Origin of the sequence: Mycobacterium sp., assembly GCF_025933915.1 — a bacterium.
Taxonomy (GTDB): Bacteria; Actinomycetota; Actinomycetes; order Mycobacteriales; family Mycobacteriaceae; genus Mycobacterium.
The window spans coordinates 1-16075 of sequence record NZ_JAICZA010000038.1; the positions used below are offsets into that span (position 1 = coordinate 1).

At 67.2% G+C, this 16075-nt stretch carries 12 protein-coding genes; 6 read left to right on the forward strand and 6 right to left on the reverse strand.

Annotated elements, in window-relative coordinates:
* Nucleotides 1-181: 181 nt before the first annotated feature.
* Both Q0W90_RS08590 and Q0W90_RS08595 read left to right on the forward strand, forming a co-directional pair.
* Nucleotides 182-1552, forward strand: a complete 1371-nt coding sequence (locus Q0W90_RS08590; RefSeq protein ID WP_297774113.1) for a cytochrome P450 — start codon at nt 182-184, stop codon at nt 1550-1552.
* A gap of 99 nt (nt 1553-1651) precedes the next feature.
* Nucleotides 1652-2251, forward strand: a complete 600-nt coding sequence (locus Q0W90_RS08595) for a class I SAM-dependent methyltransferase (protein ID WP_297774115.1) — start codon at nt 1652-1654, stop codon at nt 2249-2251.
* Nucleotides 2252-2288: 37 nt separating this feature from the next.
* On the opposite strand, the gene Q0W90_RS08600 is transcribed toward Q0W90_RS08595, so the two are convergent.
* The 5 genes from Q0W90_RS08600 to lysX all read right to left on the reverse strand — a co-directional run bounded on the left by Q0W90_RS08600 (nt 2289) and on the right by lysX (nt 12231).
* Nucleotides 2289-4157 carry an EAL domain-containing protein gene (locus tag Q0W90_RS08600; RefSeq protein WP_297774117.1) on the reverse strand — a complete coding sequence of 623 codons (1869 nt, stop codon included), beginning with the start codon at nt 4155-4157 and terminating at the stop codon, nt 2289-2291.
* A gap of 109 nt (nt 4158-4266) precedes the next feature.
* Nucleotides 4267-6393 carry an Rv1355c family protein gene (locus Q0W90_RS08605; protein WP_297774119.1) on the reverse strand — a complete coding sequence of 709 codons (2127 nt, stop codon included), beginning with the start codon at nt 6391-6393 and terminating at the stop codon, nt 4267-4269.
* Between the two features lie 84 nt (nt 6394-6477).
* Nucleotides 6478-7143, reverse strand: a complete 666-nt coding sequence (locus Q0W90_RS08610; RefSeq protein ID WP_297774123.1) for a TetR/AcrR family transcriptional regulator — start codon at nt 7141-7143, stop codon at nt 6478-6480.
* A gap of 211 nt (nt 7144-7354) precedes the next feature.
* Nucleotides 7355-8839 (reverse strand): alpha/beta hydrolase-fold protein, encoded by a 1485-nt coding sequence (locus Q0W90_RS08615; protein WP_297597824.1) that lies wholly within the window; start codon nt 8837-8839, stop codon nt 7355-7357.
* A 77-nt stretch (nt 8840-8916) separates the two neighbouring features.
* On the reverse strand, nt 8917-12231 hold the full coding sequence (gene lysX, locus Q0W90_RS08620) for a bifunctional lysylphosphatidylglycerol synthetase/lysine--tRNA ligase LysX (protein ID WP_366521411.1): 3315 nt from the start codon (nt 12229-12231) through the stop codon (nt 8917-8919).
* A gap of 505 nt (nt 12232-12736) precedes the next feature.
* On the opposite strand from lysX, the gene infC reads away from it, so the two are divergent.
* The 4 genes from infC (at nt 12737) to Q0W90_RS08640 (ending at nt 14882) form a co-directional block, all read left to right on the forward strand.
* Complete coding sequence (gene infC / locus Q0W90_RS08625) at nt 12737-13345, forward strand: translation initiation factor IF-3 (RefSeq protein WP_297597839.1); 609 nt, start codon at nt 12737-12739, stop codon at nt 13343-13345.
* 36 nt (nt 13346-13381) lie between these two features.
* Nucleotides 13382-13576, forward strand: coding sequence for a 50S ribosomal protein L35 (gene rpmI, locus Q0W90_RS08630; protein WP_297597820.1), 195 nt, complete (start codon nt 13382-13384; stop codon nt 13574-13576).
* An 88-nt stretch (nt 13577-13664) separates the two neighbouring features.
* Nucleotides 13665-14060 (forward strand): 50S ribosomal protein L20, encoded by a 396-nt coding sequence (gene rplT, locus Q0W90_RS08635; RefSeq protein WP_008257634.1) that lies wholly within the window; start codon nt 13665-13667, stop codon nt 14058-14060.
* A gap of 30 nt (nt 14061-14090) precedes the next feature.
* Nucleotides 14091-14882: an RNA methyltransferase gene (locus Q0W90_RS08640; protein WP_297597792.1), complete on the forward strand. Its 792-nt coding sequence runs from the start codon at nt 14091-14093 to the stop codon at nt 14880-14882.
* Here the strand turns inward: Q0W90_RS08640 and Q0W90_RS08645 are convergent.
* Complete coding sequence (locus Q0W90_RS08645; protein WP_297597790.1) at nt 14869-15936, reverse strand: oxygenase MpaB family protein; 1068 nt, start codon at nt 15934-15936, stop codon at nt 14869-14871. The genes Q0W90_RS08640 and Q0W90_RS08645 overlap by 14 nt on opposite strands.
* Between the last annotated feature and the right edge of the window lie 139 nt (nt 15937-16075).

Sequence of the window (16075 nt, forward strand, 5' to 3'; positions counted from 1 at the left end):
ACTACCGAACCAAAGTGATGTGGTGGGATCGTCGCACCCTTTCCACCCATGCCGAGCCGGGACAATTCAAGCTGATGTGCGCCGAGAACGCCGAAATCCTGAGTCGGATTTCGGCGTTGGGAGAAATCACGTGTTGAGGTCACGGCCCCGGCTGCCGGTGCACGTGCTCTAGGGTCGAGTGGTGTCGATCGCTGAGCCCAAGCGTGACGTCGCCGCGTTGCCGTTGGCCCCGAAAAATCCGCTTCCGTATCGCGAACGACTGAAGGCCATCAGGGAATTCCATACCGGGACGAACAAACTTCGTGACGCGGGTGGACCTGTCACCCGGGTGACCTTGGGACCCCCCTGGCTGATCCCGCCCATCGTGTTGGCGACATCCCCGCAAGGCATCCGCGACATCCTCAGCGTGAGAGACGGTTCGGTCGACAAGACCAGCGCGGTGGCCACCGAGCTTCGCCGACTCCTGGGGGGAAACCTGTTCGTCTTGCCCCACACCGAATGGTTGCCGCGGCGCCGCACCCTGCAGCCGGTATTCACCCGCCAGCGTGTCCGTCAGTTCGGTGGGCACATGGCCGAGGCCGCGGAGATCGTGTGTGCCACGTGGCGCGAGGGCGCCGAGATCGATCTGGACGCGCAGTGCCGCACGCTGACCTTGCGGGCGTTGGGCCGCTCGGTTCTGGGTTTGAACCTCGATGAGCGCTCCGACGCGATCGCCGAGCCGCTGCGGGTGGCGACGAGTTACGCGGTGCGGCGTGCGTTGCGCCCGCTGCGCGCGCCCGCGTGGATGCCCACGCCGGCGCGGCGGCGCGCCCGCGCCGCGGCCGCGGCGATTCGCGAGCTGGCGGACGAGATTCTGCGGGCCTGTCGTGCCGATGCCGGCAGGGAAGCTCCGCTGGTTCACGCGCTGATCGCCGCCACCGACCCGGAAACCGGGAAATCGTTGTCGGACGACGAGATCCGCGATGAAATGATCATCTTTTTGTTCGCCGGCCATGACACCACGACGACAACGCTGACCTACGCGCTGTGGGCACTGGGCCATCACCCGGACCTGCAGGAGCGCGTCGCGGCCGAAGCCGCCGGGCTCAGCGACCGCCAACTCACGCCCGACGACGTTGCCCGGCTGGGCTTTACGGTGCAGGTTCTTCAGGAGGCGTTGCGGCTGTGCCCGCCCGGGCCCACCGGAACCCGGATGGCGACCCGCGATCTCGAAGTCGCCGGCTACCGCGTCCCGGCCGGCACCACTCTGGCGTTCGGGAGAATGGCCGTACAAACCGATCCGGGCCTCTGGGACGATACGTCGCGATTCGACCCGGACCGATTCGGTCCCGAGCACGCCAACGGTCGCGACCGTTGGCAGTACGTTCCGTTCGGGGGCGGGCCTCGTTCATGCATCGGGGACCACTTCGCGATGCTGGAAGCCACGCTCGCGCTGGCGACCATCGTTCGCCGAGTCGAAATCGAGTCGCTCTCCGATGATTTCCCGCTGGCCGTGCCTTTCACCATGGTCGCGGCGGCCCCGATCAGGGCCACGATACGACTACGTCACTGACCTTTCCGCTGTCCGACGGCCGCACGCTGCGCCGAGCCGTTTCGACCGCGGGGCGGGGTCGGGGACGGACGGATCGCCGCGAATGCCATCATTGCGGTTATGGCTTCTCGACACACGCGATTTCGGTTCTTCTACCGGGTCGGCTTCACGCCGTGGGAGGGCCATCCGATCGGGCAGGGTCTGCGGGATCTGGTCGAGGGAACGGGAGGCACCGCGGCGCTGCCCAGGGGGTTGGCCCTCGACGTGGGATGCGGTACCGGGGATTGCGCCATCTACCTCGCCAAGCAGGGCTGGACGGTCACCGGGGTCGACTACGTCGCCAAGCCGCTCGACAAGGCACGCGCCAAGGCGCGCGCCGCGGATGTTTCGGTCGATTTTGCCCGTGCGGACGTCACGCAATTGAGTCACTCCGGGATCGGCACGGGCTTCGGGTTGATCGTCGACAACGGTTGCATCCACAACATGAGCGGTGGCGATCGCGAGGCGTACGTACGGGAAATCAGCGCAATCGCGGCACCCGACGCGCGGCTGTTCGTTGTCGCCTTCCCGCCCGGCGGGCGGTTCGGCGTGCCGGGCATCGATCGCGCCGAGATCGAACGACGATTCACTCCGGGCTGGACGCTGGTGTCCACGGGCGACGAGCGGCAGCTCGACGACAAGACCCCGACGTATTACTACCTTTTCGAGCGCCGCTCCTGAGTGCCGATCCGCGCCGGGTGTTCCGCGTCGCGCGGGTCTAGATCGGGTTCTCCTGTCCCGTAGGGTCCGCATCGGAGAAGTTCATCGGTATGACGCGTTTGGCGAGGAGCGTCTCCATCGCCGCGCTGTCTAGCGGGCGGGAGAGCAGAAAGCCTTGAGCGCGATGGCAACCCAGGCTGAGCAGTGTCTTGGCCGCGGCCACGGTTTCGACGCCTTCGGCGATGACGTCGAGCCCGAAGGCGTCGGCCAGGGCCATCGTCGAGCGCACGATGGCCAGGTCACCGGGGTTGGTATCGACGGTGCGGACAAAACCCTGGTCGATCTTGAGTGAGTCGACGGGAAGGGATTTCAGATATGTCAGCACACTGTAGCCGGTGCCGAAGTCGTCGATGGCGATCTGCACTCCGATGTCCTTCAACCCGAACAGCGTTTTGCGTGTGGCGTCGATATCTTGGACCACAACGCTTTCGGTGATCTCCAGACAGACGGTGCTGGGATCGAGACCGAACTCCTCGAGGGTGGCCGCGACCGTGCCGACGATGCCGTCCGTGACGAGCTGCACCGGCGACACGTTGACCCGTAGCACCGCGCCCTGTCCGACGCCGCGTGATTGCCAGAGCCCGAATTGCGCACAGGCCGAACGTATAACGAGACGACCAAGCTTGGCGCCCAGGTTGATCGACTCCACGACTTGGATGAACGAATCGGGCATCAACAACCCGAGGGTTGGGTGTTGCCAACGGATCAGCGCCTCGGTGCCGAGGATCTCGCCGGTCCGCATGTCGAACTCCGGGAGGTAATGGAGCACCAAGGCGCCACCACCGCTGTCGATCATCCCTTCCAGGTGCAGTTCGATGTCGTTGCGGATCATGTCCGTTGTCGACATCTCCGGGTTGAACGTTGCGACCTTGTTGCCGCCGGAACTCTTGGCCGACCGGGTGGCCTGGTCGACACGGCGCAGCAGGTCCGACGTACTCTCGTGTCCGGGCACGGCGGTTGCGACACCGAGACTCACGGTGCGAGTGAGCATTTCCCCGTCGATCGCGATCTGCCGATGGACCCGGCCGTGCAGCGACTGTGCAAACGCTTCCGCAGCGGCGACGTCCATGGCGGCCGCCGGCACGACGACAAACTCGTCACCGCCGAAGCGGGCGATGACCGAGGGAATACCCTCGGTGGCCTCGCGCAACAACGCGGCGAAGGCCTCGATGAACCGGTCGCCGGCGTTTTGGCCGAGGCGGTCATTGATGACCTTGAAGCGGTCCAGGGCGAGGAACACCACCGAGACCGGGCCCGGCTGTCCCTCGGCGAGCCGCTCGTCGAGGTACGCGATGAGCGCCCTGCGGTTCAGCAGCCCGGTGAGCTCGTCGTGCTCGACCAGGTAGTGGATCTGCTCTTCGGCGACGACCCGGGCCTGAAGCTGCGCGAAGAGTGCGGCGATCGCCTGCAGGGCGTTGAGCTCTTCCGGCAGCCATTCGCGGTCTCCGACCTTGCCGAAGGCCAGCGTCCCGGTCGTCACGTCGCCAGACAGCAGCGGCACGGCGGCCAGGGACACCGCCCCCCACCCGGTGCCCTCGTCGATATTGCGTTGATAGTCGGCGTTCGCCGGCGCCGGGCGCACGACTTGCGGCGCTTTGAGGTGCTCCGCCTGGGCGAAGACCGAGTCCGCGTCGGCGAAATAGACGACACCGATCGGGTCGGGATCGGCGTTGCGGGGCGGCCAGTCCGCGACCAGCACCGTGGCGTGGATCGTGTGATCGTTGTGGCGCAGGAAGCTGAAGTCCACGCCCAATTCATGCACCAGCTTGCCGAGCAGCCGTTGACTGATCGTGGCGGAGTCGGCCGCGGTGGCCGCCATCAACTCCGCGGCCGCACCGGTGACGAGGTAGTCCAACGTGCCCGACATCGCCCCTACCGTAGCCGCATCCGGCGTGTGGCGGCGGTTTCGCGTCCCGCGTCACACATCCGTGCGCGGGCCGGACCCGAAATCCCTGGGTGCCTCAGCAACGAAACGCTCAACTGGACACCCGGGCCCGGTCAAGACTGCGGCGGCTGGGTACCGATGCCGCCGGCCCGGCGGTGAATCGGAGGATCAGCACCGGGGATCGCTCGGGCGCTATGCCGGCCAATTCGTGGAAGTCGCGCTGCAACTGGGTGAGCTCGTCGGCGAACTGGGGTGACAGCTCGTCGAATTCGGTCCGGTCACGCGCGTAAAGGAAGACCGGCGAGACCGGCTGGACGGTGAGCCCCCGCTGCTGGGCGATGATCCAGACCAACTCGACTGCCGCTCCTCCCCGCGCGTAGTCGCGAAGGTCGCGTCCCGGCACGGTGATCGCGGCCAGCGCGGAACTGGCTGATATGCGGTCGCGGGTGTCTTCGCCGAGCGCGCCGCCGGCATTCCATTGGGCCAGACGGGTCATGACGTCCGTGCGGCGCAGGATGTCGAGCATCGCCAGGTCGCCGGCGTCGAGTTCGAGGCTGCGCACATCGATACCGGTGTCGGGTTCGGGATCGCCGGGCCAGCGCAGCTCGGAGACCATCTCTTCGTGCAGGTGCGGCGTCAGGTAGCGGGTGCGATCGGACGCGGCCAGAATTGTTGCCGCATGGGCGATGTCGTCTCTCTCGGTGATCAGGTGTAGTCGTGCGCATTCCCGGTGTGTGGCCGCGCCGAGCACCTCGATGGTGGTGGCGTCGATCGGTCGGGGGTTTCCGTGGTGCCGGTTGGTTTCGCGCTCGAGCATCGGTTGATAAAGGTCGGCAAGTTCGGGGTCGGTGCCGTCGGCCAATTCCAGGGTGGCGCGCAACGGCGATCCGTCGACGTCGCCCGCGAGGCTGACCGGTCCCAGAACGTGGTGGGCGGCCGCGGCGATTCTGGCGTTTATCAGCGCGGCTCCCACCGCGACGGCGCTGCCCCGGAACCCGACGTCCATCGTCGAAGTGTGTTGAACGGCAATGTCGATGGTGATGCCGGCGGGTCCGGCCTGGACACGCCACGGCTGTACGTTTCCTCCGGACGGCGCGCGGATCGCCGCCGCGGCGATGATTCCGGCCATCCCGGGTAGTTGCGGTGGTTCGTGACCGTCTACTGGCGCGGGGCGGTGCCGGGCCATGCCGGGTTCATCGAGTCGGTCGAGTGCGCCGCCGATGTCGATGCGGGTGCGGCCCGAGCGAAGCTCCTCGCCGAGCCCGATCCTGCGCACGCCCTCGGCCAATGCCGACGCACCCAGCACGACATCCGAAGCCACCTGCGGCCAGGTCGACACCGTACGGTCGATCTCCAGCAGCGAGGCGGCCGTGCGGGGCGAAAGCCGTTCGGCGTCAAGGTGACGCAGGATGTGGGGCACCTTTTCGCGGCTGCTCATGCCGGGCAGCAGCCCGATGTCCAGGTCGCCGAGCAGACCATGCAGGATCGGGCGTTGGGGTTCCTGGTCGAAACGCTCCACGTCGACCAGGCCGCGGTCACTGGTCGCCATCAGCACCGGAATACGGCGGGCGCGGGCGCCTTCCCGCAACAGCGCCTTCATGTCGAGCGAATCGCACTCTTCGATGACGACGTCGAGCCCGTCGAGGAACGCGTCAACGGTATCGACGGTGAGACCGGCGTCAAACACCTCGACCGGTAGGTACGGATCGAGCTCGGCGATCCGGCGCGCCGCGACATGGGCTTTGTTGACGCCGAGGTCGAACACGGTGGCCGGCACCCGATTCAAGTTCGACAGTTCGAGGTGATCGAAGTCGGCCAGCCGGAGGTTGCCACACAGTCCCTGGGCGGCAAGGGTGTGCGCGATGACGTGCCCGACGCTGAGACCGGCCACGCCGATGCGCAGCGCGCCGAGCCGATCCTGTTCCACCCGGGTGATGTTGTTGCGGTTGCGGTCCAGCCGTACCGCGCGGTATCCGCGCGGGCCCAGGACCGCCACGACGGTGCGCCGCCAGGGGTAGTAGGCCCATCGGCTCGGCTCCGTGAGGAGCTCGGGATGGGGGGTGGGCCGAAGACCTCCCAGGTTGGCCAGCTGTGTGTCGAGCCGGTCGATGAACTCCACGCTGGGATCGGCGCGTAGCCGCCGCAACACCAGGTCGCCGTCAGACGCATCGGCGTCGAGAATCTGCGCGGAGTAAGCGGATACGGCGGAGACATCCATGGTGCTTCGTGTATAGCACCCGGGCGCCAACCCGGACCGGGTTTGGCCCCGTTTCCCGGCGCGGCCTCAACTGTCGGTGATCGGTCACACGCCGTGACGACGTGGTTCTTGCGGTTCCGTCTCGTTGAGGAATTGGCCATGCCGTATGAGGCTGGTGACGGCGGCGTCCCAGCGCCGCAACTGCGGCTCGGTGAAGAACGATTCCCGTAGGTATAGCTCGATGTAGGGATGCAGAATGATGGCGCCGACACGCAGGATCAGCGGGTTGAGGGCCGCCCAATCGGGATCGAGGTCGGGGTGGGTCGTGCTCCGTCGGGAGAACTCGTCGCGCTGGGCCGTACTGATGCCCAAAAGGCCGGTGAAGATGACCGATCCGAATGCGCCGCCCTCGGCGAGCGCGCGCCCCAGGTAGGTGATGACATCGGAGTGTTCGGCCATCAAGGAGGTCAGGCGGCGACCGGCCTCGTCGAGCCCGTCGGAGGGCGCCTCGGGAAGCGCCGTCGGCTCCAGCGCCTCACCGACCACCTGCAGCACGTACTGATTGACGGCGGCGGTGAGCGCCGCCTTGGTGCGGAAGTGGTGCTGTACCAGTCCGACTGACACCTCGGCGGTTTCGGCGACCGTGCGCAGCGACGTGGCGGCGATGCCGTGCGTGGCGAAGCAGCTCAGGGTGGCGTCGCGAATCCGCTCCTTGGCCGTTGGCGCGGCCGGCGGGGGCGGTTCATAGGGGAACATCCGGTTGGGTCCCATCGGTCGACAATACATCCGCATCGTGTGACGATATGTCACGATCGACTTGCCTTATATACGTATTGTTTTGCCGACAGTTTCCCCACACGCGGGGCGGAAGTCGGAGCGCGGCAAGAGAATGCGGCATTCTCGCGCGGTGGTCCCCGCCGGTGTCTTTGTGCGCCAATGTCAATGGCGAGACGGTTGAGATCACCGATCTGAGCGCCGACGGCTAACGCATTGCGGTGTTGGAATGCTCGGCGGGGACGATCGCCGGGGCGTCGGCACTGGACGCGGACGGGGCGGGCAACGGCGTCCGCGAAATCCCCGGGGTACCCAGCGCGCCGGCCAGCCAGGGCAGCGCGGCCGCGAACACCCGGTCCGCGAACGGCCAATCGTGCCTGCCGGGCTGCGCGACCACGGCGCAGTCGATTCCGTTGGCACGGCCGAGCGCACACAGCGAATAGGCGGCCGCGGTCTGGTTGGCGGGGTTGGCGGCCGCCTCGCGTCCGGCCAGCCGGATGGCGCCGCTGTCGGTCAGCTGGACGTCCCGGTGCGCCGCGAGGTGCCCGTCCGAGGAAATCGCGAACCAGCCGGCCACGTCGCGGTACGGTCCGTGCCGGTTGATCACCGTGGTCGGATCGAAAGCCGCCCAGGCGTCGGCGTTTCCGCCGAACAGCCTGGCGATCGTTTGGGCCTTGTTGCCGGCGTTCGGGAAGAAGTCGCCGGCGACATCGACGAACGCGCTGAACATGTCGGGATGCATGACGGTCAAATCGACGGCGCAGGTCCCGCCCATGGACCAGCCCGCCACACCCCAGTTGGACCGGTGCGGGCTGACGGCGAAAGCCGAAACCATATAAGGCACGACGTCTTTGGTGAGGTGGTCGGCCGCGTTGCCCCGAACCCCGTTGACGCATTCGGTGTCGTTGTTGAAGGCGCCGCCGGAGTCCACGAACACCAACACGGGCGCCTTACCGTCGTGCGCGGCCGCGAAATCATCGATCGTCTTGACCGCGTTGCCCGCACGCGTCCAGTCCGCCGGAGTGTTGAACTGCCCGCCGATCATCATCACGGTCGGCAACGGCGGCGGTGGGGTGGTGGCGAACCATTCGGGCGGCAGGTAGACGAGCTCGCCGCGATGCTTGAAGTGCGACCCGTCCGAGGGGATCGCGACGGGCACCACCATGCCGTGCGGTGGCCGGGTTCCCTTGGCGGCCATCGCGGTAACGGTCGCCTGGTCGGTCTGGTCGGGCAGCGGGCCGGACGTCAGCTGGCCCCACGCGGACTGGACGGTGGGAAAGTAACCCACCCACAGGTTGAGCACCAATGCCGCGCTGAGCAAGCACAACGGCACCGCCAGCACCGCGGCGCCACGCCGCCAGCGACGCGCGCTGCCCCATCCCAACACCAGCACCGCCACCGCCGTACCCGTCAGCGCGATCCAGAGCCACAGCGCCGCAGGCGCCGGCTCCTCGGAGAGCCCGTGGTCGACGATGTACCAGTGCGTCAGGTAGGCCGCGGCTCCGCCGATCAGCGCGGCCGCAGGCATCCGCACCGTCCGCCAGCGACGCGACCGCCAGCCGGCCGCCAGTGTCAGCACGACGGCGGCCAGCACCTGGATCGTCGTCGGCACCCAGCCATGCATCAGCGAGGTGTGACTGAGCGCCAGGAACTGCGCGGGGGCACCGTTCGTCGAGGCTGTCACGTAATCCATTGTGATCTATTGTTAACCGGCCTGGAACCTATTCACCGAATGTTCGCCGACGCCGGACCGAATGTTCCCGGCCTCGACTAATGCGGTTTGGCCAGCGGAAACGGCAGCGTCTCGCGGATGCTGCGGCCCGTTATGAGCATGACGAGGCGATCGACACCCATCCCGAGCCCGCCGGTGGGCGGCATCGCGTATTCCATCGCTTGCAGGAAGTCCTCGTCGAGCTCCATCGCCTCGGGATCCCCGCCGGCGGCCAGCAGCGACTGCTCCTGCAGGCGGCGGCGCTGTTCCACCGGATCGGTGAGCTCGCTGTAGGCGGTGGCCAGCTCGACACCCCACGCCACCAGGTCCCATCGCTCGGCGACCCCCGGTTGGCTGCGGTGCGGCCGGGTCAGCGGCGACACCGACGTCGGAAAGTCGATATAGAAGGTCGGCGCCTTGGTCCGCTCCTCGACCAGGTGCTCATACAGCTCCAGCACCACCGCGCCGGCATCCCAGTGCGCCCGATAAGGAATGTGCGCCGCGTCGGACAGCTTGCGCAGGACGGGCAGTGGTGTGGCGGGGTGGATGTGCTCGCCGAGCGCTTCGGATACGGCGTCGTACACGGTCTTGACCGCCCAGGCGCCGGAGATGTCGACAGGTTCCAGGCGGCCACCGGTGCCCTGGGCGCCGTCGCGTTGCCGCATCACCGTCTGCTCGCCGTGCGCGGCCTGGGCGGCGTTCTGGATCAGCTCACGACACCCGTCGATCCAAACCGTGTAATCGGCGTGTGCCTGGTAGGCCTCCAGCAAGGTGAACTCCGGGTTGTGGCTGAAATCGACGCCCTCGTTGCGGAACGCGCGGCCCAACTCGAAGACCCGCTCGACGCCGCCGACGCACAACCGCTTGAGGTAGAGCTCCGGCGCGATGCGCAGGAACAGGTCCATGTCGTAGGTGTTGATGTGGGTGACGAACGGCCGGGCGGTGGCGCCGCCGTGGATCTGCTGCAGGATCGGGGTTTCGACTTCGATGAATCCCTTGGCGAACAGCGTCTGCCGGACCGAGCGCAACACCTCGCTGCGCGCCTTGATCACCTCACGCGACTCGGGATTGACCGCCAGGTCGACGTAGCGGGTCCGCACCCGGGCCTCCGGGTCGGTCAGCCCCTTCCACTTGTTGGGCAACGGCCGCAAGCATTTACCGATCATCCGCCAGTCGCCGACGATCAGCGAGCGGGTTCCCTTCTTGGAGAAGCCCATGTGGCCGGAGACCTCGACCAGGTCGCCGAGGTCGATGGCCGCCGTGAAGTCGGCCGTTCGGCGGTGCTGCAACTGCGAATTGTCCAGCAGCACTTGTATTTCTCCGGACCAGTCACGCAGCTGGGCGAACAGCACTCCGCCGTAGTCGCGTATCCGCAGTATCCGGCCGGAGACCGTGATCGTTTCCCGGTCGTCCGCGTCGAGCGCCGCGGCGACGGTGTGGCTGGGCGGACGGCCCACCGGATACGCGTCGATACCCTTGTGCCGCAATACCTTCAGCTTGGCCAGACGCACCCGGACCTGTTCGGGCAGCCGCGCTCTCGCTTCTTCTTCGTCGGCCGACTCCTGGCGTTTCTGCAGCCCGCTGACGTCCGGCGCGCTCCCGTCGTGATGCAGCAGGCCGGACTCGGCCAGCCGGGCCGGGACGGCCGGGTGATGACCGGTGTGCGGTTTGCGCCGGCCGAACGGCAAGACCAGGAAGCCCTCGGCGAGGGCCGAGGCGACGCCCACCCGCGGGATCAGGCGGGCATCCTCATAGCAGGCGTAGCGCGGCACCCAGTCGGGTTGGTATTTCATGTTGGAGCGATACAGCGTCTCCAGCTGCCACCACCGCGAGAAGAACAACAGGAACCCGCGCCACAGCCGGGCGACGGGACCGGCGCCGAGTTGGGCGCCCTGCTCGAATGCCGACCTGAACATCGCGAAATTCAGTGAAATACGGGTGATGCCAAGGGTTTCCGCGTTGAGGGCGAGATCGCTGACCATCAGCTCGATGGTGCCGTTGGGGGAGTGCGGCGAACGGCGCATCAAGTCCAGGGACACGCCGGTGGTCCCCCACGGAACCAGCGACAGCATCGCGACGACGGCACCGTCTCGGTCCAGCGCTTCGACCAGCAGGCAGTCCCCGTCGGCGGGATCGCCGAGCCGGCCCAGCGCCATGGAAAAGCCGCGTTCGGTCTGAGTATCGCGCCACGCGTCCGCGCGGGTGATGGTGTCGGCCATCTCGCCGGGGTCGATGTCGCGGTGCCTTCGGATCCGCATGGTCAGACCCGCCCGCCGGGCCCGGGTCACGGCCTGGCGGACTCCGCGCATATCGGGACCGGACAGCTTGAAGTCGGCGGTTCGCAGGATGGCCTCGTCGCCGAGCTCCAGCGCGTTCAGGCCGGCTTCGCGATATGCCCGCGCACCCTGGGTGCTGGCGCCCATGACACCGGGAGCCCAGCCGTAGGTCTGGCACAGGCCCAGCCAGGCGTCGGCGGCCTGGGACCATGCCCTGGGGTCGCCGATCGGGTCGCCGCTGGCCAGGCAGACGCCGACTTCGACCCGGTAGGTGATGGCGGCGCGCCCGCTCTGGGCGAAGACCACGGACTTGTCGCGGCGGGTGGCGAAGTAGCCCAGGGAGTCGTTCTTGCCGTACAACTCGAGCAGCCCGCGGATGGCCGATTCGTCCTCGCCGGTGAGCGCGTTCTCCGCCCGCTGGGATTGAAAGAGCACGATGGTCGCCATGATCAGCGCGAGCGCGCCGAACAGACCGAAGATCGCGTTGAGAAACACGTGTGGCCGTCCGCTGAACAGGTCCGGATCCGCGAGCGCGAATCCGACCACCCGGTTGGCCACGTAGGGCAGGCGGTCCTGGCGGGCCAGCGTTCCGGGGAACAACTCGACCAGGCCCCAGGACACCAGGATGCCCACCACATCCCCGGCCACCAGCACCCCGGCCGCTTTGACCAGCGCACCTCTGCGGACCTTGGCCCAGAACTCGCGATAGGCCAGCACCAGCAGCACGATCGCGACGATGTGCAGGGCGAACCCGAGGTTCTCGCCGAAGATCTCGGCGGCGGTGTTGTCACCGGCGGCGATATCGGCGGCGTTAAGGGCCGCGGCGAGAATCATGTTGGCCAGCAACAGCAGCCAGGCGATCCGCTTACGCGCGGTCAGGGCCGCGGCCAACAACGCCAATACGAACGACCACGCGATGCTGGTGTCGGGGAAGTTGAACAGATAGTCGTTGATGAACTCACGCGGGACCCTGATCAGATAACGGATCAGCGGGGACACACTGCCCAGCAACGAAACGGTCGCGATGACACCTACCGTCCATCCGGCCGCTGCCGGCACCCAGCGATACCGCGAGTTCGACCGGCTACGAGGCACCAGGCGCGGCCCCGAACGAGGACCTGAACGAGGAGAAGCGAGTGTCACAGACCGCGAGGATATTCCCTCAATCCGTGAAACGCTTGCGGAAGCGCTCGAAGTGGCGGCCACGAGTTTGCCCGCGTTTTTCGGGCCCGGTCGAGGGGCACTGCGGCGCCGGCGTCCGGCCGAAGTGCTAAAGGGCACCTCAAGGCTGCTAAACTAGCGCCTGCGACCATCCCGGCGAACGCCAGGAACAGTTAAGTGGAGTCCCACTCCCACCGCGAGCCGACGAGATCTCTGTGCGGATCTTCGAAGGTTTGGCGGTCCGGTCACAGGCAATGTGTATGCCTGTTCCGCGTGTAGCGCGGGCGGCCCGAGTAGCCCTCGGCCGCGATCGGTCGGCATTGGGCCCTGCTTGTGCAGGGCTTTTTTGCTAGTGGTGTGGTGTCTCCGCCGCTGATTCCCGACCAACCCAGGCAACCGGTCGTCATCGCAGGACAGACAGAAGCCCAACAAGGGAGGCCCCATCAGCACTGAGACCCGCGTCAACGAGCGCATCCGCGTACCTGAAGTCCGATTGATTGGCCCGGGGGGAGAACAGGTAGGCATAGTGCGCATCGAAGACGCACTGCGCGTCGCTGCGGATGCCGATCTCGACCTTGTCGAAGTTGCCCCGAACGCCAGGCCGCCGGTCTGCAAGATCATGGACTACGGCAAGTTCAAATACGAAGCGGCGCAAAAGGCGCGCGAATCCCGCCGGAACCAGCAGCAGACCGTCGTCAAAGAACAGAAGCTGCGACCCAAAATCGACGATCACGACTACGAGACCAAGAAGGGTCACGTAATCCGCTTCCTGGAGGCGGGATCGAAGGTGAAAGTCACGATCATGTTCCGCGGACGTGAGCAGTCGCGGCCCGAGCTGGGCTATCGATTGCTCCAACGCCTGGGCGCGGACGTCGCCGAATACGGTTTCGTGGAAACGTCCGCCAAGCAGGACGGCCGCAACATGACGATGGTGCTGGCACCGCACCGCGGCGCGAAGACTCGCGCCAGGGCGCGGCATCCGGAGGAAGTGGGAGCCGACTCCGCGCACGACGCCGACGAAAGCGGCGACACCGCTGCTTCACCGAACTGACCCAACAGCGAGAACCGAGCGAGAACCAGAGGAAACATGCCCAAAGCCAAGACCCACAGCGGGGCTTCAAAGCGCTTCCGGCGTACCGGAACCGGCAAGATCGTGCGGCAGAAGGCCAACCGCCGGCACCTGCTCGAGCACAAGCCGTCGAAACGAACCCGGCGGCTCGACGGCCGCACCGTGGTGTCGGCCAACGACACCCAGCGCATCAAGCGCCTGCTGAACGGCTGACCACCGCGCCGGCCAGACCCGCATCGCGAGCTGGCACGGCAGACCCATTTATCGACCCATGACGCATGAACGAGAGTAGGAATATCCAATGGCACGCGTGAAGCGGGCGGTCAACGCCCACAAGAAGAGGCGCAGCATCCTGAAGGCCTCGAAGGGCTATCGCGGCCAGCGATCCCGGCTCTACCGCAAAGCCAAAGAGCAGCAGCTGCATTCGTTGCAATACGCGTACCGCGACCGGCGTGCCCGGAAGGGCGAGTTCCGCAAACTGTGGATCTCGCGCATCAACGCGGCGGCGCGGGCCAACGACATCACCTACAACCGGCTGATCCAGGGCCTCAAGGCTGCCGGTGTGGAGGTGGACCGCAAAAACCTGGCCGACATCGCGGTCGCCGACCCGGCCGCCTTCACCGCGCTGGTCGACATCGCGCGCGCGGCGCTGCCCGAGGACGTCAATGCCCCCTCGGATTCGGGGGAAGCCGCCTAACCGGTCCGCACCGGCGAGGCGGACCGGCAGGTGCTGACCGAACGTTCGGCCAGGGTCGCGGCGGCGGTCAAACTTCATCGCCACGTCGGCCGCCGGCGGGCGAGCCGTTTTCTCGCCGAGGGCCCTAACCTGGTCGAGGCCGCCTCCCGTCGCGGCCTGGTCCGCGACGTCTTTGTCACCGAAGTCGCCCAGCAGCGCCATGCGTCGTTGCTGGCGGCCCTGGATTGCCCGGTCCACCCGGTCACCGAGCGCGCCGCCAAGGCCCTCTGCGATACCGTCACCCCGGCGGGGCTGGTCGCGGTGTGCGACCTGCCGGTCACCCGCCTCGACGACGTGCTGGCCGGTTCGCCCCAGCTGGTCGCGGTCGCCGTGGAGATCAGCGAGCCGGGCAACGCCGGCACCCTGATTCGACTGGCCGACGCGATGGGCGCGGCCGGCGTCGTCCTCGGCGGCCACAGCGTCGATCCGTACAACGGCAAGTGTCTGCGCGCCTCGGCCGGCAGCATCTTCTCGGTCCCGGTCGTCGCCGCCCCGGACGCCATCGCCGCCGTCGACGCGCTGCGTGCCGCGGGTCTGCAGCTGCTCGCCACCACCGTGGACGGTGAGCAACGTCTGGACGAGGCCGGCGAACTGCTCGGCAAGCCGACCGCCTGGCTGTTCGGTCCCGAATCCCACGGCCTGCCAAGCGAAATCGCGGCCGGTGCCGACCACAGGCTGCGCATCCCGATGTCCGGCGGCGCCGAGAGCCTCAACGTGGCGTCGGCCGCGGCCGTCTGTCTGTATCAGAGCGCGCGGGCGCTGAACCTGCCTACGCGGCCTTGACGGGTCGCTTCAGGCGGCCCCGCCCGGCGCGCAGGCCGGCCAGCGACAACGTCGTGTGCACCAACGACCCGGCGCGCTCCAACAGCGCCCGGGCGGGTGGCAGGACGGGGTCGAACGGCAACTTGGGCGGCGGCGGAAAGTAATGCATCGGCAGTCCGCGCCGGTCGCGCGGCGGAGCCATGAACGGCGGGGCCTCGACCAGCGGCGCGTCGCTGGGCAGGCGTCCCTCGGCGCGGCGGTAGGCGGCCAGGGCACGCGGGTGCAGCCGGATCTCGTCGGGCACCGCCAGGAAGGCCAGCTCGACGATCTTGCCGAACAAGCGCAGCAACACCTCGTCGCCGGGCGTCCAATGCATTCCGGCCTTCTCGCGAACCGCGGGCTCGAAGAGTCCCGCCGCGATCCAGCGCTGACCGGCCACCAGCGGCCGGAATATCTGATCCCAGACCGGTGTCGGCACCAACACGAATTTCGGCTTCGGGATACGCATTTGGAAGATGTCCAGCGTCGCCCGGTTGATCTCCAGGACCTCGCGACCGGTTCGCTGCCAGTACTCCTGGAATTCGTCCCACGATTCGGGCACCGGCCGCATGCTCATCCCATACATCCGGTACCACTGCACGTGCTCGTCGAACAGTTGCCGCTTCTCGGCCTCGGTCAAGCCGCCACAGAAGTACTCGGCCACCTTGACGATCAGCATGAAGAACGTGGCGTGCGCCCAGTAGAAGGTGTCCGGATCGAGCGCGTGATAGCGGCGCCCCTGTGCGTCGACCCCTTTGATCGTGCGGTGGTAGCCCTTGATCTGCTGTCCGGTCTGGGCCGCCCGGTCGCCGTCGTAGACCACGCCCATGATCGGGTAGACCGACCGGGCCACCCGCTGCAGCGGCTCGCGCAGCAGGATCGAATGCGCCTCGACCGCGGCGCCGAGTTCGGGGTACATGTTCTGGATCGCCCCGATCCACACACCCATCATGCCGGTGCGCAGATCGCCAAAATACTTCCAGGTCAGGGAATCTGGTCCGAGCGGATCAGTGGATGTAGTCGATCTGCCAGTCATCGCGGCCTCCTGAACCGATTGGCCTCACGATAACTTTGACAACGCGCGTTGTCTACGATTTCGGCGACGTGTCCGCACGGGAGTTATCGAGCTTCCACACCGATGTGGCACCGCCGTGATCAGGCGGTTGGTGCGACGT